General features: G+C 53.7%; 21 protein-coding genes. 14 read left to right on the forward strand and 7 right to left on the reverse strand.

Features of this window, described 5'->3' with window-relative positions; translation table 11 throughout:
- Together NA197_RS04375 and NA197_RS04380 are read left to right on the forward strand one after the other, a co-directional pair.
- Nucleotides 1–132 (forward strand): sodium ion-translocating decarboxylase subunit beta (locus NA197_RS04375; protein WP_074181114.1); only part of this gene is annotated, 132 nt, incomplete at its 5' end.
- Between the two features lie 19 nt (nucleotides 133–151).
- A complete protein-coding gene (locus NA197_RS04380) occupies nucleotides 152–883 on the forward strand; it encodes a triphosphoribosyl-dephospho-CoA synthase (protein ID WP_000602039.1) in 732 nt (243 codons plus the stop codon).
- Between the two features lie 33 nt (nucleotides 884–916).
- Here NA197_RS04380 and degS read toward each other — a convergent pair whose 3' ends face one another.
- The 3 genes from degS to zapG all read right to left on the reverse strand — a co-directional run bounded on the left by degS (nucleotide 917) and on the right by zapG (nucleotide 4,002).
- On the reverse strand, nucleotides 917–1,987 hold the full coding sequence (gene degS / locus NA197_RS04385; protein WP_000497707.1) for an outer membrane-stress sensor serine endopeptidase DegS: 1,071 nt from the start codon (nucleotides 1,985–1,987) through the stop codon (nucleotides 917–919).
- Nucleotides 1,988–2,079: 92 nt separating this feature from the next.
- Nucleotides 2,080–3,447, reverse strand: a complete 1,368-nt coding sequence (degQ, locus tag NA197_RS04390) for a serine endoprotease DegQ (RefSeq protein ID WP_000716692.1) — start codon at nucleotides 3,445–3,447, stop codon at nucleotides 2,080–2,082.
- 156 nt (nucleotides 3,448–3,603) lie between these two features.
- Nucleotides 3,604–4,002, reverse strand: a complete 399-nt coding sequence (zapG, locus tag NA197_RS04395) for a Z-ring associated protein ZapG (protein WP_001519074.1) — start codon at nucleotides 4,000–4,002, stop codon at nucleotides 3,604–3,606.
- A gap of 192 nt (nucleotides 4,003–4,194) precedes the next feature.
- Here zapG and zapE point away from each other — a divergent pair, with 192 nt between their 5' ends.
- The 12 genes from zapE (at nucleotide 4,195) to nanQ (ending at nucleotide 14,422) form a co-directional block, all read left to right on the forward strand.
- The gene (gene zapE / locus NA197_RS04400; RefSeq protein WP_064043107.1) at nucleotides 4,195–5,319 is read left to right on the forward strand and encodes a cell division protein ZapE; all 1,125 of its coding nucleotides are present in this window, start codon (nucleotides 4,195–4,197) and stop codon (nucleotides 5,317–5,319) included.
- Between the two features lie 301 nt (nucleotides 5,320–5,620).
- Nucleotides 5,621–6,049: a 50S ribosomal protein L13 gene (gene rplM / locus NA197_RS04405; protein WP_000847559.1), complete on the forward strand. Its 429-nt coding sequence runs from the start codon at nucleotides 5,621–5,623 to the stop codon at nucleotides 6,047–6,049.
- 15 nt (nucleotides 6,050–6,064) lie between these two features.
- Nucleotides 6,065–6,457 (forward strand): 30S ribosomal protein S9, encoded by a 393-nt coding sequence (gene rpsI / locus NA197_RS04410; RefSeq protein ID WP_000829815.1) that lies wholly within the window; start codon nucleotides 6,065–6,067, stop codon nucleotides 6,455–6,457.
- Between the two features lie 199 nt (nucleotides 6,458–6,656).
- A complete protein-coding gene (locus tag NA197_RS04415; protein ID WP_069142180.1) occupies nucleotides 6,657–7,409 on the forward strand; it encodes a DUF695 domain-containing protein in 753 nt (250 codons plus the stop codon).
- A gap of 262 nt (nucleotides 7,410–7,671) precedes the next feature.
- The gene (gene sspA / locus NA197_RS04420; protein ID WP_000257298.1) at nucleotides 7,672–8,310 is read left to right on the forward strand and encodes a stringent starvation protein SspA; all 639 of its coding nucleotides are present in this window, start codon (nucleotides 7,672–7,674) and stop codon (nucleotides 8,308–8,310) included.
- A gap of 5 nt (nucleotides 8,311–8,315) precedes the next feature.
- Nucleotides 8,316–8,816: a ClpXP protease specificity-enhancing factor gene (gene sspB, locus NA197_RS04425; RefSeq protein WP_000366112.1), complete on the forward strand. Its 501-nt coding sequence runs from the start codon at nucleotides 8,316–8,318 to the stop codon at nucleotides 8,814–8,816.
- A 108-nt stretch (nucleotides 8,817–8,924) separates the two neighbouring features.
- Nucleotides 8,925–9,716 carry a transcriptional regulator NanR gene (gene nanR / locus NA197_RS04430; RefSeq protein WP_000382926.1) on the forward strand — a complete coding sequence of 264 codons (792 nt, stop codon included), beginning with the start codon at nucleotides 8,925–8,927 and terminating at the stop codon, nucleotides 9,714–9,716.
- 134 nt (nucleotides 9,717–9,850) lie between these two features.
- Complete coding sequence (nanA, locus tag NA197_RS04435; protein ID WP_064043106.1) at nucleotides 9,851–10,744, forward strand: N-acetylneuraminate lyase; 894 nt, start codon at nucleotides 9,851–9,853, stop codon at nucleotides 10,742–10,744.
- A 115-nt stretch (nucleotides 10,745–10,859) separates the two neighbouring features.
- A complete protein-coding gene (gene nanT / locus NA197_RS04440) occupies nucleotides 10,860–12,350 on the forward strand; it encodes a sialic acid transporter NanT (protein ID WP_000108071.1) in 1,491 nt (496 codons plus the stop codon).
- 46 nt (nucleotides 12,351–12,396) lie between these two features.
- Nucleotides 12,397–13,086 (forward strand): N-acetylmannosamine-6-phosphate 2-epimerase, encoded by a 690-nt coding sequence (locus tag NA197_RS04445; RefSeq protein ID WP_064043105.1) that lies wholly within the window; start codon nucleotides 12,397–12,399, stop codon nucleotides 13,084–13,086.
- Nucleotides 13,083–13,958, forward strand: a complete 876-nt coding sequence (gene nanK / locus NA197_RS04450; RefSeq protein WP_064043104.1) for an N-acetylmannosamine kinase — start codon at nucleotides 13,083–13,085, stop codon at nucleotides 13,956–13,958. Before NA197_RS04445 ends, nanK begins: the two co-directional genes overlap by 4 nt.
- Nucleotides 13,955–14,422: an N-acetylneuraminate anomerase gene (nanQ, locus tag NA197_RS04455; RefSeq protein WP_000979907.1), complete on the forward strand. Its 468-nt coding sequence runs from the start codon at nucleotides 13,955–13,957 to the stop codon at nucleotides 14,420–14,422. The genes nanK and nanQ overlap by 4 nt, the downstream gene beginning before the upstream one ends.
- An 81-nt stretch (nucleotides 14,423–14,503) precedes the next feature.
- Here nanQ and NA197_RS04460 read toward each other — a convergent pair whose 3' ends face one another.
- The 4 genes from NA197_RS04460 to gltD form a co-directional block, all read right to left on the reverse strand.
- Complete coding sequence (locus NA197_RS04460; RefSeq protein WP_058107382.1) at nucleotides 14,504–15,784, reverse strand: cytosine deaminase; 1,281 nt, start codon at nucleotides 15,782–15,784, stop codon at nucleotides 14,504–14,506.
- Nucleotides 15,771–17,024 carry a cytosine permease gene (gene codB / locus NA197_RS04465; RefSeq protein WP_064043103.1) on the reverse strand — a complete coding sequence of 418 codons (1,254 nt, stop codon included), beginning with the start codon at nucleotides 17,022–17,024 and terminating at the stop codon, nucleotides 15,771–15,773. The genes NA197_RS04460 and codB overlap by 14 nt, the downstream gene beginning before the upstream one ends.
- A 115-nt stretch (nucleotides 17,025–17,139) precedes the next feature.
- A complete protein-coding gene (locus NA197_RS04470; RefSeq protein WP_064043102.1) occupies nucleotides 17,140–18,243 on the reverse strand; it encodes a PDDEXK nuclease domain-containing protein in 1,104 nt (367 codons plus the stop codon).
- Nucleotides 18,244–18,449: 206 nt separating this feature from the next.
- Nucleotides 18,450–19,868 carry a glutamate synthase subunit GltD gene (gene gltD / locus NA197_RS04475; RefSeq protein WP_000081635.1) on the reverse strand — a complete coding sequence of 473 codons (1,419 nt, stop codon included), beginning with the start codon at nucleotides 19,866–19,868 and terminating at the stop codon, nucleotides 18,450–18,452.
- Nucleotides 19,869–19,874 lie beyond the last annotated feature (6 nt).

The raw sequence follows: 19,874 nt of genomic DNA on the forward strand, positions 1-19,874 counted from the left end.
TCGAACAAAGTGGGGCTGGAATCAGACCCGCAGAACTTCCTGCTGATGCACGCGATGGGCCCGAACGTGGCGGGGGTTATCGGTTCGGCCATTGCGGCGGGCGTGATGCTGAAATATGTGCTGGCGATGTAATCCAATCTAATCGGGAGCAGTGATTCTGCTCCCGCAAAATGAGGACACAGTAATGAGTGAAATGGTTGCGTTTTGGCAAGGTACATCCATGCCATCCAGAGAAACCATCTTGCGTTATGTTGTTGAGACGGTGAATCAGATAACTGAGCTTGAGCCAGCGCTGCATTTGCTGCCGTGGTCTGGCGTCAACTCAGCAATATATGAGCAACGTTTTGCACAGTGTTACGACGAGGGGCTTTGTGCCGCACAGACGTCGGCACCGAATGTTCCGCAGGGGATTCTGCCATCAACCGATTGGGCTCAGGGTATCGGGTTACTCTGTTTTGCCGCAGGGTATATGAGCGCAGGCGAGCGGCCATTAACACACAATCAGTTATGCGATTTCGTCAAACAGGCGGCTGTTGGTTTATCGCCGATTGAGGGGGAGGCGGCGAGCGGTTTCTCGACGGTACGTAGTATTGCATTACCCGTATTCAGGCGATTACAACGCGATGGTCACGCGTCTCGGGTCCTGCTGTTACAAACGTTGCTGCATCTGGTCGCCTGGAAAAGCGCATCGCAGTATGCGCGTCAACAGGCGCAACGACTGCTCTGGATGGGCGGCATTCTGGGGGAAGGGGGCGAGTCTGGCTTATTGGCACTCGATAAGGCGCTGCGTGAAGAGGCCGTCGGGGAGAAAAGTCTCCCCGCTCTGCTGATCTTCACGAGTTTCCTGGCGCATTTTCCGGCAGGGCCAGTCTTTATTGACTAGCCGTCGAACGACGCAGGCAAAAGCTGCGTCGTTTTAGTTCGACGCCGGGTATTCCTGCACCGTCACCTGGAACGTGAGCTGCTTATCATCCCGCATTACCACGACCGGAATGACGGAGCCCGGGCGGATTTCCGCCACCTGATCCATCGTCTCCAGCGCGGACACGGCGGGTTTATTATTGACCGAAATAATCAAATCATTAACCTGAATACCGGCAAGCGCGGCGGGGCCGTTTGGCGTCACTTCATTAACGACAATGCCCTGAATCGGGTCCATGCCGCTACCCTGCTGCGCGTGCAGCGGCGCGATTTCTCGTCCGCCAATACCGATATAGCCGCGAATCACGCGACCGTCGCGGATAAGCTTATCCATAATTTTCGTGGCTAGCTGGAAGGGAATCGCAAAACCAAGGCCTTCCGGCGTTTCGCCATCGTTACTCTTATCAAAAGAGAGGGTGTTGATCCCCATCAGTTCGCCTAACGAGTTGACCAGCGCGCCGCCGGAATTACCGTGGTTAATCGAGGCGTCGGTCTGGAGAAAATTCTGTCGCCCCGTCGGGTTCAGGCCGATACGACCCGTTGCGCTGATGATTCCCTGGGTGATGGTCTGTCCCAGATTATATGGGTTGCCGATAGCCAGTACGACGTCGCCAATATGCGGTGTACGCTTTGTATTAATCGGGATGGTAGGCAGCCCGCCAGTGGCGTTGATCTTCAGCACCGCCAGGTCGGTAAGCGAATCGGAGCCAACCAGTAGCGCTTCAAAGACGCGGCCATCCTGTAGCGCGACGATAATCTGATCGGCATCGTTAATCACGTGCTTGTTGGTAATAATATAACCACGTTGATCCATGATCACGCCGGAACCCAGCGTGCGGATCTCCAGTTGATTATGCGCGGTACTGTTCATACTGCGGTTATAGACGTTGACGACGGCAGGCGCGGCGCGGCGAACCGCAAAATTATAACTGGCTGGCGTCTCATCGGTACTGTCGAATTGCGGGACGGTGATAGGATTAATTTTGCGCAAAGAAGGCATGACGGCCAACAGAATAGCGCCGACAATTAAACCTATTGCGACCGAACGTAAGAGCTTCACAAACATGATGGAGGCGTCGTTAAAAAAGGGAACGGCAGCAGCATACCATGAGTTAACCGGACATCACATCGCAGGCTGATGCCCGGTTTAAGACAGGATTAGCGCAGCAATAGATAAATGTTCTCGTTGCCGCGTACTACCTGAAGAGCAATGATGGACGGTTTTGCCGCCATCACTTTGCGCATTTCGGCGATAGAACTGATGCGATCGCGATTAACGCCGATGATAACATCATCTTTTTGCAAACCGGCCTGCGCGGCAGGACTGCTTTTTTCGACGCTATCAACCTTAACGCCTTTCGTCCCGTCTTTCAGTTGGCCGTCGCTCAACGTCGCGCCTTGCAACGCCGGGGCGATCATTTCGGCGCTGGCGGAAGAAGAGGTATTGGAATCCAGCGTGACTTCCACCTCCAGCGGCTTACCATCGCGCAGCAGGCCCAGCTTCACTTTCGTGCCCGGTTCGGTGGTGGCGATACGTGAACGCAGTTCGGCAAAGCTATTCAGCTGCTTACCGTTAAGACTGATAATCACGTCTCCGGATTTCACCCCGGCCTTCGCCGAACCTGAATTGGGTAAAACCTCGCTGACAAAAGCGCCACGCTGAACGTTCAGTTTGAATGCCTTGGCGATATCAGCGGTCATTTCAGTGCCTTTAATTCCCAGCAATCCGCGTTTGATTTCGCCGAACTGAATCAACTGCTGCGCCAGCGTCTGCGCCATATTGGAAGGAATAGCAAAGCCAATGCCGATGCTCCCGCCCCCTGGCGCGAGGATCGCGGTATTAATCCCGATCAGCTCGCCGTTCAGGTTAAGCAGCGCGCCGCCGGAGTTGCCGCGGTTAATAGAGGCATCGGTTTGAATAAAGTTCTCAAGCCCTTCCAGATTAAGCCCGCTGCGTCCCAGCGCTGAAATAATCCCGGAGGTGGCGGTTTGTCCAAGACCAAACGGATTACCGACCGCCACGGCGAAATCGCCGACGCGGAGTTTGTCGGAATCGGCGATGGCAATTTGCGTTAACTTGCTGGGATTCTGAATTTGTAACAGAGCGATATCGCTCTGGTCGTCGCCGCCGATCAGCTTCGCGTCGAATTCGCGTCCGTCATTCAGTTGAATACTGATCTTCTGTGCCTGATTAATCACATGATTATTGGTTAATACATAGCCTTTCGCGGCATCGATAATCACCCCCGAACCGAGTCCTTCAAACGGCTGGGACGGCTGGTCTGGCAGATCCTCGCCAAAGAATTTTTTAAACTCCTCCGGCACTTTTTGGCTCTGGGCGGCGGTTCCCTCGACTTTTACGCTGACGACAGCAGGCAGCACTTTCTCCAGCATAGGGGCAAGGCTTGGCAGCGTCGCCTGGCCTGGCACCTGGCCTGGTATCGATGCAAGGGCTGGAAACGGCGCCGAAAGAGTTAACCCGACACTTAACGCTAATGCACTTAACAGCTGGGTGTGTTTTTTCATGGATGCTGCTCTCGTACCTTGAATGAACGGATAGACAATTCAAAACAGATTGATGTTATTGAATTTTCAGCCTGGTAACAATGATAATAGCTGGGACAGGAAAGATAGAGAGAGGGCGCAAGCGATGCGCCCGATAAATTTCTTAACGGCGTGCGATTAATCGCGTTTCGCGCCGCTACGTAACAGGCCAGACGCGCCTTCAGAATAATCACGTGGCATTTGTACTGGCGCCTGATCGTTGCTCGCCTCAGACTCCGCCAGACGGTTACGGAACGGATTCGACTCCGCAGACATTTCCGGCAGCAGGCTGCTGGAGCTTTTCGCCATATGCTGATACAGCTGGCGGTAATCATGCGCCATGGTATCCAGCAGTTCCGCGCTGCGAGCAAAGTGGCTAACCAGCTCTTCACGGTACTCTTCCAGCTCAGCTTTGTTTTTTTCCAGTTCGTACTGCAATGCCTGCTGTTGACGTAACTTACGATTACCAAAACGCATGGCCACGGCACCAATGATGATACCGACGACTAATCCAATTAGCGCATATTCCCAGGTCATGAACATCTCCCGTTGTCTTATGTTTCCGTAGGGTGTTGGCTCCAGGCTCCATGCCCGCGCCTGATTATGCCACTATAACCGCTAATTCCGTAGAAGTGGAATCCCGACAGCATATCGCGTAGTGTAGAACGGCCTTTTTTTCGTCAGCCGTGAACGACGGCACATCGATTTTCAAGGAATAACAATAACATTATGCAAAGCCTTTCCCCTACATCGCGTTATCTCCAGGCACTCAACGAAGGCACCCATCAGCCTGACGACGTACAGAAAGAGGCGGTCGACCGTTTGGAAACCCTTTATCAGGCGCTCACCGCGAAAAAATCGTCGGCTACGCCACCCGGCGGTCTGATAGCGCGACTGGGGAAATTATTAGGCAAAAACGAACCGGACGTGCAAATACCGGTTCGCGGGCTGTATATGTGGGGGGGCGTGGGGCGCGGCAAAACATGGCTCATGGATCTCTTCTACCACAGCCTGCCGGGCGAGCGAAAACTACGCCTGCATTTTCATCGGTTTATGCTGCGCGTGCATGAAGAGCTTACCGCGTTACAGGGACAGATCGATCCGTTAGACATTATTGCCGATCGGTTTAAAACCGAGACGGACGTACTGTGTTTCGATGAGTTTTTCGTCACCGATATTACCGACGCCATGCTGCTGGGCGGTTTAATGAAAGCGCTGTTTGCACGCGGCATTACGCTGGTCGCGACCTCCAATATTCCGCCGGATGAACTCTACCGCAACGGTTTGCAACGCGCCCGCTTCCTGCCGGCTATCGATGCCATTAAACAGCACTGCGATATTATGAATGTGGACGCCGGCGTCGATTACCGACTGCGGACGCTGACGCAGGCCCATTTATGGCTAACGCCGCTTAATGATGAAACCCGGCGGCAAATGGATAAACTGTGGCTGGCGTTAGCGGGGGCTGCGCGCGAGCACGCTCCGACGCTGGAAATCAATCATCGCCCTTTATCCACCCTGGGCGTTGAAAACCAAACGTTAGCGGTCTCTTTCGCTACGCTGTGCGTCGAGGCCCGCAGCCAGCATGATTACATTGCGCTCTCAAGGTTATTTCACACGGTTCTGCTGTTTGACGTGCCGGTCATGACGCCGCTGATGGAGAACGAAGCGCGCCGCTTTATTGCGCTGGTGGATGAGTTTTACGAGCGCCACGTTAAGCTGGTGGTCAGCGCCGCCGCGCCGTTATATGAAATTTATCAGGGGGAGCGGCTCAAGTTTGAATTTCAGCGCTGTCTGTCACGCCTGCAAGAGATGCAGAGTGCGGAGTACCTCAAGCGGGAGCATATGCCGTAAGCCGGACAAGCGCAGCGTCCCGGCATTGTGCGGTATTATATCTGTGCAACCTCCCCGACCGAGGGTGAACCAGGCCTGAACAAAACCCGCGGCAAATCGCAAAAAGGGGTCGATCTTTGACCTGGACTTCTCTATAATCCTGCGACCCCACGTTACAAGAGAGTTTTTTCCCAAACTTTCTCTGTGCCGGCCAAACATATCCGAGGGGGTAGGTTTACCGGACTTTGTCGTGTGAACCTCAACTATTTAAAACGTTTGGGTGTTCACCAACGTGTAACTTATTTATTTGGGTAAGCTTTTAATGAAAACTTTTACAGCTAAACCAGAAACCGTAAAACGCGACTGGTATGTTGTTGACGCGACCGGTAAAACTCTGGGCCGTCTGGCTACTGAACTGGCTCGTCGCCTGCGCGGTAAGCACAAAGCGGAATACACTCCGCACGTAGATACCGGTGATTACATCATCGTTCTGAACGCTGACAAAGTTGCTGTAACCGGCAACAAGCGTACTGACAAAGTGTACTATCACCACACCGGCCACATCGGTGGTATCAAACAAGCGACCTTTGAAGAGATGATTGCCCGCCGTCCTGAGCGTGTGATTGAAATCGCGGTTAAAGGCATGCTGCCAAAAGGCCCGCTGGGTCGTGCTATGTTCCGTAAACTGAAAGTTTACGCGGGCAACGAGCACAACCACGCGGCACAGCAACCGCAAGTTCTTGACATCTAATCGGGATTATAGGCAATGGCTGAAAATCAATACTACGGCACTGGTCGCCGCAAAAGTTCCGCAGCTCGCGTGTTCATCAAACCGGGCAACGGTAAAATCGTTATCAACCAACGTTCTCTGGAACAGTACTTCGGTCGTGAAACTGCCCGCATGGTAGTTCGTCAGCCGCTGGAACTGGTCGACATGGTTGAGAAACTGGATCTGTACATCACTGTTAAAGGTGGTGGTATCTCTGGTCAGGCTGGTGCGATCCGTCACGGTATCACCCGCGCTCTGATGGAGTACGACGAGTCCCTGCGTGGCGAACTGCGTAAAGCTGGCTTCGTTACTCGTGACGCTCGTCAGGTTGAACGTAAGAAAGTCGGCCTGCGTAAAGCACGTCGTCGTCCGCAGTTCTCCAAACGTTAATGGGTTTCTGCTTCGGCAGACAACTGTTAGCGAAAAAACCCGCTTCGGCGGGTTTTTTTATGGCTAAAGTCCGAATCCAGTCTCTTTTCCTCCCTATCTTTAGCATTATTCTCATCTTATTCATCTTTCATGCACGCTCAGAGAAAAGGAAGTCGCAGTGGGATTTTTTAACGCATTGTTTACTAAGAAAGAGTCGTTAATGCTGTCGAATAAATGGGAATTCTTTATAACAACGGTGGATGACCATGTTACGGGGATACGTGTGGATATCGGCGCCATTCAGGATGAAAAATTTGATCGCCTTATCCATACCTGGTTCTTACGTGTTCATTACACCAACTGTTATGAAAATGGTTTACCGCAGCCCGATGAAACACAGCGTTTAAATCGTATAGAGGACTGGCTTGATGAAAAGGGGAAGACGTTTCCGATCTGGCTGGTGGGTGTGGTTACCCAACAAGGCTGGCGCGATTTTGTGTTCATGTCGGAAGAGGATCTTAACTGGGAAAAGACGCTGGATAAATTGCTCGCTGGTGGCCCGGAAATCTCTTTTAGTTATAGAGAGAGTCACAATGATAAAGGAAACTTTTACCGCCAGTTCTTGTATCCAACCCGATACGACTGGAACTGGATACACGATTCCCGCGTGTGCCGGGGATTACAGGAACAAGGTGATGATCTGACGCTTCCGCGCGCTATTGATTATTATGCGACATTGCCTACAGAAGTCGCCGCGCGCGACCTGGCGCAAGATATTGCTGCATTACCGTATGGCATAACGCTGGTCAGTATTCGAATGAATGACCCGCAACAGGGGTTTATGGCGTCTTTTATCAGCACCGATGCTCCGCAACAATGGCATATGACAGAAATCACTTGCCAGCTTACCGATCTGGCTGAAAAACATGGCGGCAGTTTTGATGGCTGGGGCGCACCGGTAGTACAGGCATAACAGGCGAAAGACAATATCTCAGGTGGGGCGAGCATTTCAGACCAGGAATATCTCTTTTTCCTCATTTCCAGAATCGACTCACCACAAAGGTCACAAAATCTGGTAAACTATCATCCAATTTTCTGCCCAAATAGCGGGGAATGTTCATTTTTTGTCTCGTTTCTGAGCAATGATGGCTTTTTTCGCCCTGGGTGACATAACATCTGGCTGGTCACATTGTGGCTGGTAGCAGTAAAAATTCTGAATATACCTGGAGGTTTTCATGGCTGTCGCTGCCAACAAACGTTCGGTAATGACGCTGTTTTCTGGTCCTACTGACATCTATAGCCATCAGGTCCGCATTGTGTTGGCTGAAAAGGGTGTTAGTTTTGAGATCGAACATGTGGAAAAGGACAATCCACCTCAGGATCTGATTGACCTCAACCCGAATCAAAGCGTTCCGACACTGGTGGATCGTGAGCTGACCCTGTGGGAATCTCGCATCATTATGGAATATCTGGATGAGCGTTTCCCTCATCCGCCGCTGATGCCGGTTTATCCGGTCGCGCGCGGTGAAAGCCGTCTGTACATGCACCGTATTGAAAAAGACTGGTATACGCTGATGAACGTCATCGTAAACGGGTCTGCTTCCGAGGCCGACTCTGCGCGTAAACAACTGCGTGAAGAGCTGCTGGCGATTGCGCCGGTATTTGGTCAGAAACCGTATTTCCTGAGCGACGAATTCAGCCTGGTTGATTGCTACCTGGCGCCTCTCCTGTGGCGTTTACCGCAGTTGGGTATTGAATTCAGCGGCGCAGGGGCGAAAGAGCTGAAAGGCTATATGACCCGCGTCTTTGAACGTGATTCTTTCCTGGCTTCTTTAACCGAAGCTGAACGTGAAATGCGCCTCGGTCGGGGTTAACCTGTATGGATTTGTCACAGTTGACGCCGCGTCGTCCTTATCTGTTGCGTGCTTTCTACGAGTGGTTGCTGGATAACCAGTTGACCCCGCATCTGGTGGTGGATGTGATGCTGCCTGGCGTGCATGTCCCTATGGAATATGCGCGCGATGGGCAAATCGTCCTCAATATTGCGCCGCGGGCGGTAGGTAATCTGGAGCTGTCTAATGATGAAGTGCGTTTTAATGCGCGCTTCGGCGGCGTTCCCCGTCAGGTTTCTGTGCCTTTGGCTGCGGTGCTGGCGATTTACGCCCGTGAAAACGGCGCAGGCACCATGTTTGAGCCTGAAGCCGCCTATGATGAAGACGTTGTCAGCTTAAATGATGATGACAATACCGCAGGCGCGGAAAGCGAGACCGTGATGTCCGTCATTGATGGCGATAAGCCCGACCACGATGACGACAGTAGTCCTGATGACGAGCCGCCTCCGCCGCGTGGCGGACGTCCGGCGCTACGCGTAGTAAAATAATCAACAGGCCCTGAAGGGCCTGTTTTGTTTGGTCTCCTCGCGGGTTCACCCTGCTTTTGAAGCTGTGTTACGATAAGCTTGCTATTATTTGCCACCGACCACTCATGAATGGACGTTATGAACGCATTTGATTCGCAAGCAGAAGATTCACCGACATCCCTCGGGCGTAGTTTGCGCCGCCGCCCGCTGGCGCGTAAAAAACTGTCTGAAATGGTTGAGGAAGAGCTGGAGCAGATGATCCGCCGTCATGAGTTTGGCGAGGGAGAACAGCTACCGTCTGAACGTGAATTAATGGCCTTCTTCAATGTGGGACGTCCCTCCGTGCGTGAAGCGTTAGCTGCGCTGAAGCGTAAAGGTCTGGTGCAAATCAATAACGGCGAACGCGCCCGCGTCTCGCGCCCCTCCGCTGATACCATCATCAGTGAACTGTCGGGTATGGCGAAAGATTTTCTTACTCATCCTGGCGGCATCGCTCACTTTGAACAGCTACGGCTTTTCTTTGAATCCAGCCTGGTACGCTATGCGGCGGAACATGCTACCGACGAGCAGATCGCGTTGTTAACGAAAGCGCTGGAAATTAATAGCCAGTCGCTGGATGACAACGCGCTGTTTATTCGTTCAGATGTCGAGTTTCACCGGGTGCTGGCTGAAATTCCCGGCAATCCGATCTTTATGGCTATTCATGTTGCTCTGCTGGACTGGCTAATCGCCGCTCGCCCAAGCGTTCCCGATCGTGAGCTGCATGAACATAATAACGTGAGTTATCAACAGCATATTGTGATTGTTGATGCCATTCGCCAGCGAGATCCCGATAAAGCGGATCGCGCTCTGCAAACCCACCTCAATAGCGTTTCCGCTACCTGGCACGCGCTCGGTAAAAAAAGTCAAAAAATGCGGTAGCGATCGCACCTCCGATCCCGGTTTAGTGAAGCAGATCGCACTATAAGCGTTCTGTATTATTTGCTGCTTATTTGATCTGGTATAACAGGTATAAAGGTAGGTAGTTAATATATTCATCATCCGTAGAGGTAGGTATGGCAAAAGCATTGCAAGGCGTAATGGCGGCGTTGTTGACCCCATTTGATCATCAGCAGCAACTGGATAGCGAAAGCCTGCGCCGTCTGGTGCGTTTTAACATCGGGCAGGGTATCGACGGGCTGTACGTTGGCGGTTCCACCGGGGAAGCATTCGTACAGAGCCTTGCTGAAAGAGAGCAGGTACTGGAGATTGTCGCCGAAGAGGCGAAGGGAAAAATCACGCTGATCGCCCATGTCGGGACGGTAAGCACCGCAGAAAGCCAGCAGCTTGCCAGCGCCGCAAAGCGTTACGGTTTTGATGCGGTCTCTGCGGTGACGCCTTTTTATTACCCTTTCAGTTTTGAAGAGCACTGTGACCATTATCGGGCAATCATTGATTCCGCAGATGGATTGCCGATGGTGGTATACAACATTCCGGCGTTAAGCGGCGTAAAACTTACCCTCGATCAGATCAATACGCTGGTGACATTACCGGGCGTGAGCGCGCTGAAGCAAACCTCCGGCGATCTCTTCCAGATGGAGCAGATCCGCCGCGCGCATCCGGATCTGGTGCTGTACAACGGTTATGACGAAATCTTCGCTTCCGGTCTGCTGGCGGGCGCGGACGGCGGTATCGGCAGCACATACAACATTATGGGCTGGCGTTATCAGGGGATTGTTCAGGCATTGCGTGAGGGTGATATGGCGAAAGCGCAGCGTCTGCAAACCGAGTGCAATAAGGTTATTGATTTACTGATTAAAACCGGCGTATTCCGCGGCCTGAAAACGGTCCTGCATTATATGGATGTGCTATCGGTGCCGCTGTGTCGTAAACCGTTTGCGCCTGTTGATGAAAAATACCTGCCGGCGCTCAAGACGCTGGCTCAACAACTGATGGAAGAAAAGGCGTAACAGCATAATGCCGGGGGCGCTACGCTTGCCCGGCCTACAACAGTGTGAACAGTAGGCCGGATAAGGCGGAGCCGCCATTCGGCATAACGACAACAAAAATCGTCGGGAGAGTAAAATGAGTACTTCTACCCAAAACATCCCGTGGTATCGCCATCTCAACCGGGCGCAGTGGCGGGCATTTTCCGCTGCCTGGCTGGGATATCTGCTTGATGGTTTTGATTTTGTGTTGATTGCTCTTGTACTGACTGAGGTACAAAGCGAATTTGGGCTGACGACGGTACAGGCGGCAAGCCTGATTTCTGCGGCTTTTATCTCTCGCTGGTTCGGCGGGTTATTACTGGGCGCGATGGGCGATCGCTATGGGCGTCGTCTGGCGATGGTCAGCAGCATCATTCTGTTTTCGGTGGGAACCCTGGCATGCGGGTTTGCGCCCGGTTACACCACCATGTTCATCGCCCGACTGGTGATTGGTATGGGCATGGCGGGCGAATATGGTTCCAGCGCGACCTATGTGATTGAAAGCTGGCCAAAACATTTACGCAATAAAGCCAGCGGTTTTCTGATTTCCGGCTTCTCCGTCGGCGCGGTCGTTGCCGCGCAGGTGTACAGCCTGGTGGTGCCTGTCTGGGGCTGGCGCGCGCTGTTTTTCATTGGCATTTTGCCAATTATCTTCGCTCTCTGGCTGCGGAAAAACATTCCGGAAGCGGAAGACTGGAAAGAGAAACACGCGGGTAAAGCGCCGGTACGCACGATGGTCGACATTCTTTATCGGGGCGAGCATCGCATCATCAACATTTTAATGACTTTCGCCGCCGCCGCTGCGCTGTGGTTCTGTTTTGCCGGTAACCTACAAAATGCTGCGATTGTGGCGGGGCTGGGACTACTGTGCGCGGTTATCTTTATCAGCTTTATGGTGCAGAGCAGCGGTAAACGCTGGCCCACTGGCGTCATGCTGATGCTGGTGGTACTGTTTGCTTTCCTCTATTCCTGGCCGATTCAGGCGCTATTACCCACTTATCTGAAAACCGAGCTGGCCTACGATCCGCATACGGTGGCGAATGTCCTGTTCTTTAGCGGATTTGGCGCGGCGGTTGGTTGCTGCGTAGGCGGTTTTCTTGGCGACTGGCTGGGAACGCGTAAAGCATATGTCTGTAGCCTGCTGGCCTCGCAAATCCTCATTATTCCGGTCTTTGCGATTGGCGGCACAAACGTCTGGGTTCTGGGTCTGCTACTGTTTTTCCAACAGATGTTGGGGCAGGGGATTGCCGGGATTCTACCGAAACTGATCGGCGGTTACTTCGATACCGATCAGCGCGCGGCGGGGCTGGGCTTTACTTATAACGTCGGCGCGCTCGGCGGCGCGCTGGCGCCGATCCTGGGAGCGCTGATCGCTCAACGTCTGGATTTGGGCACTGCGCTGGCATCGCTCTCTTTCAGCCTGACGTTTGTCGTGATCCTGCTTATTGGGCTTGATATGCCGTCTCGCGTACAGCGTTGGCTACGTCCGGAAGCGTTACGCACCCACGATGCTATTGACGACAAACCGTTCAGCGGAGCCGTACCGCTTGGCAGTGGTAAAGGTGCCTTTGTAAAAACGAAAAGTTAATCCGCTTGCCCGGTTTTCAACCGGGCAATATTTGTAAGGGAGTAGTATGTCGTTACTTGAACAACTGGATAAAAATATTGCCGCTTCTGGCGGCCTGATTGTCTCCTGCCAGCCCGTTCCGGGCAGTCCGCTGGATAAGCCGGAGATTGTAGCGGCAATGGCGTTGGCAGCGGAACAGGCGGGCGCGGTTGCGGTGCGTATTGAAGGCATAGACAACCTGCGTATGACCCGCTCGCTCGTTTCGGTACCCATTATCGGCATTATCAAACGCGATCTGGACGACTCTCCAGTGCGCATTACCCCTTTTCTCGACGATGTAGATGCGCTGGCACAGGCCGGAGCAGCTATTATCGCCGTTGATGGAACCGCTCGGCAACGGCCGGTAGCCGTTGAGGCGTTGTTGGCGCGCATTCATCACCACCATCTACTGGCGATGGCCGACTGCTCATCCGTGGACGATGGTCTCGCCTGTCAACGGTTGGGCGCGGACATTATCGGCACGACGATGTCTGGCTACACCGCCCCCGATACGCCGGAGGAACCCGATCTGCCCTTAGTCAAAGCGTTGCATGACGCCGGATGCCGGGTAATAGCCGAAGGGCGCTATAACTCGCCAGCACTGGCGGCGGAGGCGATCCGCTATGGCGCATGGGCGGTGACGGTGGGGTCCGCCATTACCCGTCTGGAACATATCTGTGGATGGTATAACGACGCATTAAAAAAGGCGGCGTCATGACTACGTTAGCAATCGATATTGGCGGTACTAAACTTGCCGCCGCGCTCATCGACAACAACTTGCGCATTAGCCAGCGTCGCGAGCTACCAACCCCCGCGAGCAAAACGCCGGATGCGTTACGTGAAGCATTAAAGGCGCTGGTTGAACCACTACGGGCAGAGGCGCGTCAGGTAGCGATAGCTTCTACCGGGATCATTCAGGAAGGGATGCTGCTGGCGCTAAACCCCCATAATCTGGGCGGCTTGCTACACTTTCCGTTAGTACAAACACTGGAAACGATCGCTGGCCTGCCGACGCTGGCGGTGAACGACGCGCAGGCGGCGGCCTGGGCGGAGTATCACGCGCTCCCTGATGATATCCGCGATATGGTATTTATCACCGTTTCAACCGGCGTTGGCGGCGGCGTTGTCTGCGACGGCAAACTCCTTACCGGAAAAGGCGGTCTGGCCGGGCATCTGGGACACACCCTGGCGGACCCACACGGTCCCGTATGCGGCTGTGGACGCGTTGGCTGCATAGAGGCCATCGCCTCCGGACGAGGGATGGCCGCGGCGGCGCGGGACGATCTGGCGGGATGCGACGCCAAAACCCTATTTATTCGCGCTGGCGAAGGTCATCAGCAGGCGCGACATCTGGTAAGCCAATCCGCGCAGGTAATAGCGCGGATGATCGCCGATGTGAAAGCGACTACCGACTGCCAGTGTGTGGTCATTGGCGGCAGCGTAGGGTTAGCTGAGGGATACCTGGAGCAGGTTCGCGCGTTTTTGATGCAAGAGCCTGCGCCTTATCACGTGGCGCTGAGCGCCGCTCGCTATCGGCATGACGCAGGATTATTAGGCGCTGCGTTGTTAGCTCAAGGAGACACATTATGATGATGGGGGAAGTACAGTCGTTGCCTTCTTGCGGGTTGCATCCGCGATTGTTGGATGCCTTGACTCTCGCGCTGGCGGCAAGGCCGCAGGAGAAAGCGCCGGGGCGCTATGAATTGCAGGGCGACAATGTCTTTATGAATGTAATGCAGTTAACGACGCAAATGCCGGCCGAGAAGAAAGCGGAATTGCATGAACAATACATTGATATTCAGCTACTACTAACCGGCGTCGAGCGTATTGCGTTTGGGATGTCCGGTGCCGCTCGCCAGTGCGAGGGGATGCACGTTGAAGAGGATTACCAGCTTTGTAGTCAAATTGCCGACGAGCAGACTATTACGCTGCAAGCGGGGATGTTTGCTGTGTTTATGCCAGGAGAACCGCATAAACCGGGATGTGCAGTGGGTGAGCCGGATGACATCAAGAAAGTGGTAGTGAAAGTACGCGCCAGTCTGCTGGCGGCCTGAATCTCTTGCCGGAGCAGTCTTCCGAACGCAGCCCCTTACGGGCTGCGTGGTGAATGTGCCGGAGAGCGCGGGTATGACGGGTTAACGCTTAAACGTCACGGCTTCCGGCTGGGTCAGGTGCAGCGTCGTCTGGCTCGGCACCGTCTCGGCAATCACTCGCCCGTGGCGAATCGAGTAACGCGCAGGCGTCTGGCGACGTACCGCATCGAATCCATTCTCAGCGGGTAAGATAACCAGATTCGCGGCATTGCCGACGCTCAGACCGTAGTCCTGCAGGTGCAAAGTTTTTGCGCTGTGGATAGTGATCAGATTTAACCCGTCGTTGATTTGCCCATACCCCATCAACTGGCAAACGTGTAACCCCATATGCAGCACCTGCAGCATATTGGCGGTGCCTAATGGATACCACGGGTCGAAGACGTCATCATGGCCAAAGCAGACGTTGATCCCCGCTTCCAGCATCTCTTTCACCCGCGTGACGCCACGACGTTTCGGGTAAGTGTCAAACCGTCCTTGCAGATGAATATTCACCAGCGGGTTGGCGACGAAGTTAATCCCCGACATTTTCAACAGGCGGAACAAGCGTGACGCATACGCGCCGTTGTACGAGTGCATAGCCGTGGTATGGCTGGCGGTCACGCGCGCCCCCATGCCATCACGATGCGCCAGCGCCGCGACCGTTTCGACAAAGCGAGACTGCTCGTCATCAATTTCGTCGCAGTGCACATCGATCAAGCGATCGTATTTCTGCGCCAGGGCGAAGGTTTTGTGCAGCGATTCAACGCCATATTCCCGCGTGAACTCAAAGTGCGGAATGGCGCCAATAACGTCAGCGCCCAAACGCACGGCTTCCTCTAACAGCGCTTCACCGTTAGGATAAGACAGAATACCTTCTTGCGGAAAGGCGACAATTTGCAGGTCTACCCACGGCGCAACCTCTTGCTTCACTTCCAGCATGGCTTTCAGCGCGGTGAGCGTAGGATCTGAAACGTCAACGTGAGTACGAACGTACTGGATGCCGTTAGCCATCTGCCATTTCAGGGTCTGCATCGCGCGCGCTTTCACATCTTCATGCGTGAGCATTGCTTTACGTTCTGCCCAGCGCTCAATCCCTTCAAACAGTGTGCCGGACTGGTTCCAGCTCGGTTCACCCGCCGTTTGCGTGGTATCCAGGTGGATATGTGGCTCAACAAACGGTGGAATAGCCAGACCGCCTTCGGCATCAAGCACTTCGCCCTGCGGTAACGATGCGGCTTCCTGAGGCTCAATCCGGCTAAAGCGCCCGTTTTCAATCGTAATCTGCCATAATCCTTCGTGTCCCTGCAGACGCGCCTGACGAATGGTGATGTTATTGTTCTGCATGGCTGACCTCTGGTGATTTAGCAAGGCTGCGGTTGAAAAGTGGACTCAGCAGGATATAGCTGAAGACGCCGCCGAGTACGGCGTTGACGGGCACAATACCAGGAACATAATGTCCGGCGGCGATGCCCAGCGCGACGGAAAGAATAGCAATCCAGTTAACGGGAATAAAGCGCACGGTGTTGAAGTCGGCATAGCGGCGACGGTTCAACAGATAGTCGGCAATAATCACTCCGCCAATCGGTGGGATGGCAGATGACAGGAACGTCAGCCAGCCGACAAAATTATTGTAAAGCCACAGCGCGCACACGGTACCGATAATCCCGTTCACCACCGACAGCGTACGGCTGGAAAGACCGGTAATATTGGCGAAGCCCAGACCCGATGCGTACAGCGCGTTATCGTTGGTGGTCCAGATATTCAGGCCAAGCACCACGATCGCGGGCAGCAGCAGCCCCTGCGCTATCATCACGTCAGAGATATCCGCCTGACCGACGGCGGCAGCGCCTGCCGCGCCAAAGATAAACATCAGCGAGTTGCCGAGGAAAAAAGCGACCATCGCAATCAGTACGGCGCTTTTGGCATGACGCCCGAAGCGGACGAAGTCAGCGGTCAATGTACCGGCGCTGACAAACGAGCCCACCACCAGCGCCAGCGCGCTGGAAAAATCCAGCGGCGTCTGCGGCACTATCGTTTTTAAATGCTCCAGCCCACCCACGCCGCTGACCGCCAGCCAGACGGAGTAGCTGCCCAGAATCACGATCGCGGGTACGGCAATGATAGACAAAATGGTCAACGCCGAGATGCCGAAAAAAATGGTCAGGGTCATCAGTAGACCCGAAACGGCAATCAGAATATTGGCATCAATGCCCGTCGCTTTACTGACCGGAATAGCGAACATCGCTACGCCAACGCCAAACCAGCCCACTTGAGTACCGCCTAGCAGTAGCGAGGGAAGCCATGAGCCTTTAACGCCAAAGGAGTAACGTGCAAGGAGGTGGGTGGAGAGTCCGGTTTTTGCGCCGATGTAACCAAGAAATGCAGTGTAGATACCGAGGAGGAGATTACCGAAGAGAACTGCGAGGAAGAAATCATTATAAGAAAGACCGGTGCCGAGTGTCCCTCCGGTCCACATACTGGCGGAAAAAAACGTTAAACCCAACATGACAAACGTCAGTGGAATCACGCCCTTCCGCGCCGCCAGAGGGACGGGGCCCTGGCTATAATTGTTGTCCTGCGACACAACGCCTCCATGAATTTTGCTCAAAAAATCCGCCGCATAATATACAGTTCTCAAAATAAAGCAAACGTTTTCGTATGATATTTTTTTGATAATTATTCATGGCATTAATGGTTCGCTAGTTTTTCTCCGTTGTCAGTGAACCACCGCGTGTGAGCTGAGTTTCCAGCATGGTTTGCGAACGAATAAGTTCGTCTGTGAGTAATTTTTCGTCGGGCAACTGCACTTTGTACTCGCTCGCCATGATGGTGTTTGGCAGGCCAGTCAGCGCGTAATGCGCTTCCCCCGCGCCTTTCCCTGCGCACAAAACCAGGCCGACTGGCGGGTTTTCTCCGGGCATTGTCCAGTGCTCTTTGGCATAGTTCAGGTACATATTCATCTGCCCGGCATCCGCATAACCGAATTTGCCTACCTTCAGGTCAACGAGCAACAGGCAGCGCAAGCGACGATGGAAGAACAGCAGGTCGACGCGGAACCAGCTATCGTCTATGCGTAGTCGGCGTTGGCGGCCAACAAAAGCAAAATCGTCACCAAGCTCCAGCATAAAGTCCATCAGGTGGCTGAGCAGCGCGTCTTCGAGATCTGATTCGGAATATTCGTCCTTCAGGTTAAGAAATTCCAGAATGAACGGGTCGCGTATGGCTTGCTCCGGCAAAACGTTTGGCTCGGCGGGTGCAGGCTGCTGCAACATGGCGGATTTGTCGTGGGACAGTAGCGTTCGTTCGTAAAATTGAGTGGCGATTTGCCTGTCGAGTTGCCGTACGGACCAGCCGTTACGTAGCGTCTCTTTCTCGTAAAAAGTGCGGGCATTGGGATTTTTTACCGACAGCAGACGCACATAAGCTGACCAGAGAAGAGGGAATGTTTTGGCGAGCGGTATGAGATTTGAAGATTCCGCAGACAGTGTCTGCGGAATTTCAATGTGTTGAAAACAAAGATAAAATGTACGAATTTGCCATAGGTTTCTGGTGGAAAAACCGCGCTTATAGCGCTGACTTAAATCTACCGATAATCGTTCGATAAGCTGGGTGCCATAGGCCGCTCGCGCTTCTCCTCCCTGTTCAAATTCGACAATGCGTCGGCCAATTTCCCAGTAGGTGGCAGTCATAATGGCATTGATGCTGCGCACGGTCTCGGTACGTGCCGTATCGACCAGACGAATAATACCGTCATGAATTTGCTGATATTCATCAGACTGTGGCGCTAAAGTTGGATTCGTCATGTCATCCCTTTCGTGATAGTTTCATTGTGAAATTAGAACGCTATCAATACGCTTCAGGCGTAAACGGATCAATCCATGAACGGATTTTACATGGCATTACATCTCGATTTACGAGCGGGTTTCCAGAATCGGCAGGAGAGATATTGAGGAGAGGAATATCGGCTCCCCAGCCATCAGCCAAGGCAGTAAGCGGGGAGCCGGAAGGGTTATACTTCGAGGTAGTTCATAATCCCGTCAGCCGCTTTACGGCCTTCCGCAATCGCCGTCACCACCAGATCGGAACCGCGCACGATGTCGCCACCGGCGAAGATTTTCGGGTTGCTGGTCTGGAAAGCATTATCGCTGCGTTCCGGCGCGATAATTCGTCCCTGCGAGTCCAGTTCCACGCTGTGTTTCGCCAGCCATTCCATGCTGTGTGGACGAAAACCAAACGCCATCACCACCGCATCAGCCGGAACCACATGCTCGGAACCGGCGACGATCTCCGCCCGCCGACGGCCTTTGGCATCCGGTTCGCCCATTTCAGTGCGCACCATTTTTACGCCGCTCACTTTGCCGTTGGCATTGACTTCAATGCCCAGCGGTTGAACGTTAAACTGAAATTCGACACCTTCCTCGCGCGCGTTCTTCACTTCGCGTCTGGAACCCGGCATGTTCTCTTCATCACGACGATAAGCACAGGTTACGTGCGTTGCGCCCTGACGAATGGAGGTACGTACGCAGTCCATTGCGGTATCGCCGCCGCCCAGCACCACCACGCGCTTGCCTTCCATACTGACATATGGTTCGTCGCTGGTTTCGCCAAACCCCATGATCTGCTTCGTATTGGCGATCAGGAACGGCAAAGCGTCGAAAACCCCGTCCGCATCTTCATTTTCCAGCCCGCCGCGCATCGACTGATAGGTGCCGACGCCAAGGAATACCGCATCGTAATCTTTCAGCAGATCTTCAAGCTGTACATCACGACCCACTTCGGTATTAAGTTTGAACTCAATACCCATGCCGGTGAAGATCTCGCGACGGCGGGTCATCACCTCTTTTTCCAGTTTGAAAGCTGGAATACCGAAGGTCAGCAGGCCGCCGATTTCCGGATGGCGATCAAAAACCACCGCCTTCACGCCGTTGCGGGTCAGCACGTCGGCGCACGCCAGCCCTGCCGGACCTGCGCCGATAATCGCTACCCGTTTGTCCGTCTGGCGTACGCCGGTCATATCCGGGCGCCAGCCCATCTCAAACGCTTTATCGTTGATATAGCGCTCAATGTTACCGATGGTCACTGCGCCGAACTCATCGTGCAGCGTACAGGAGCCTTCGCACAGGCGGTCCTGCGGGCAGACGCGGCCACACACTTCCGGCAGGGTGTTGGTCTGGTGCGATAGCTCAGCCGCCTCAAAAATACGCCCTTCGTTAGCCAGTTTCAGCCAGTTCGGGATGTAGTTATGTACCGGACATTTCCACTCGCAGTAGGGGTTACCGCAGGACAAACAGCGATCCGCCTGGGCTTTCGCCTGACCTTCAGAAAACGGTTCGTAGATTTCAACAAACTCGATCTTACGGATCTTCAGCGGTTTCTTCGGCGGATCAACGCGCTGCAGGTCGATAAATTGATAAACATTCTGGCTCATTTCAAT

The organism is Salmonella sp. NW884 (genome assembly GCF_051700745.1).
Taxonomy (GTDB): domain Bacteria; phylum Pseudomonadota; class Gammaproteobacteria; order Enterobacterales; family Enterobacteriaceae; genus Salmonella; species Salmonella enterica.

Excerpts from the sequence above, each read along its gene's own strand:
- NA197_RS04445 (WP_064043105.1), top strand. The coding sequence starts at position 12,397 with ATGTCGTTACTTGAACAACTGGATAAAAATATTGCCGCTTCTGGCGGC.
- NA197_RS04415 (WP_069142180.1), top strand. The coding sequence starts at position 6,657 with ATGCTGTCGAATAAATGGGAATTCTTTATAACAACGGTGGATGACCAT.
- rplM (WP_000847559.1), top strand. The coding sequence starts at position 5,621 with ATGAAAACTTTTACAGCTAAACCAGAAACCGTAAAACGCGACTGGTAT.
- zapE (WP_064043107.1), top strand. The coding sequence starts at position 4,195 with ATGCAAAGCCTTTCCCCTACATCGCGTTATCTCCAGGCACTCAACGAA.
- nanQ (WP_000979907.1), top strand. The coding sequence starts at position 13,955 with ATGATGATGGGGGAAGTACAGTCGTTGCCTTCTTGCGGGTTGCATCCG.
- degQ (WP_000716692.1), bottom strand. The coding sequence starts at position 3,447 with ATGAAAAAACACACCCAGCTGTTAAGTGCATTAGCGTTAAGTGTCGGG.
- rpsI (WP_000829815.1), top strand. The coding sequence starts at position 6,065 with ATGGCTGAAAATCAATACTACGGCACTGGTCGCCGCAAAAGTTCCGCA.
- sspA (WP_000257298.1), top strand. The coding sequence starts at position 7,672 with ATGGCTGTCGCTGCCAACAAACGTTCGGTAATGACGCTGTTTTCTGGT.
- NA197_RS04460 (WP_058107382.1), bottom strand. The coding sequence starts at position 15,784 with ATGCAGAACAATAACATCACCATTCGTCAGGCGCGTCTGCAGGGACAC.
- zapG (WP_001519074.1), bottom strand. The coding sequence starts at position 4,002 with ATGACCTGGGAATATGCGCTAATTGGATTAGTCGTCGGTATCATCATT.
- sspB (WP_000366112.1), top strand. The coding sequence starts at position 8,316 with ATGGATTTGTCACAGTTGACGCCGCGTCGTCCTTATCTGTTGCGTGCT.
- nanA (WP_064043106.1), top strand. The coding sequence starts at position 9,851 with ATGGCAAAAGCATTGCAAGGCGTAATGGCGGCGTTGTTGACCCCATTT.
- NA197_RS04470 (WP_064043102.1), bottom strand. The coding sequence starts at position 18,243 with ATGACGAATCCAACTTTAGCGCCACAGTCTGATGAATATCAGCAAATT.
- nanT (WP_000108071.1), top strand. The coding sequence starts at position 10,860 with ATGAGTACTTCTACCCAAAACATCCCGTGGTATCGCCATCTCAACCGG.
- degS (WP_000497707.1), bottom strand. The coding sequence starts at position 1,987 with ATGTTTGTGAAGCTCTTACGTTCGGTCGCAATAGGTTTAATTGTCGGC.
- nanR (WP_000382926.1), top strand. The coding sequence starts at position 8,925 with ATGGACGTTATGAACGCATTTGATTCGCAAGCAGAAGATTCACCGACA.
- gltD (WP_000081635.1), bottom strand. The coding sequence starts at position 19,868 with ATGAGCCAGAATGTTTATCAATTTATCGACCTGCAGCGCGTTGATCCG.
- nanK (WP_064043104.1), top strand. The coding sequence starts at position 13,083 with ATGACTACGTTAGCAATCGATATTGGCGGTACTAAACTTGCCGCCGCG.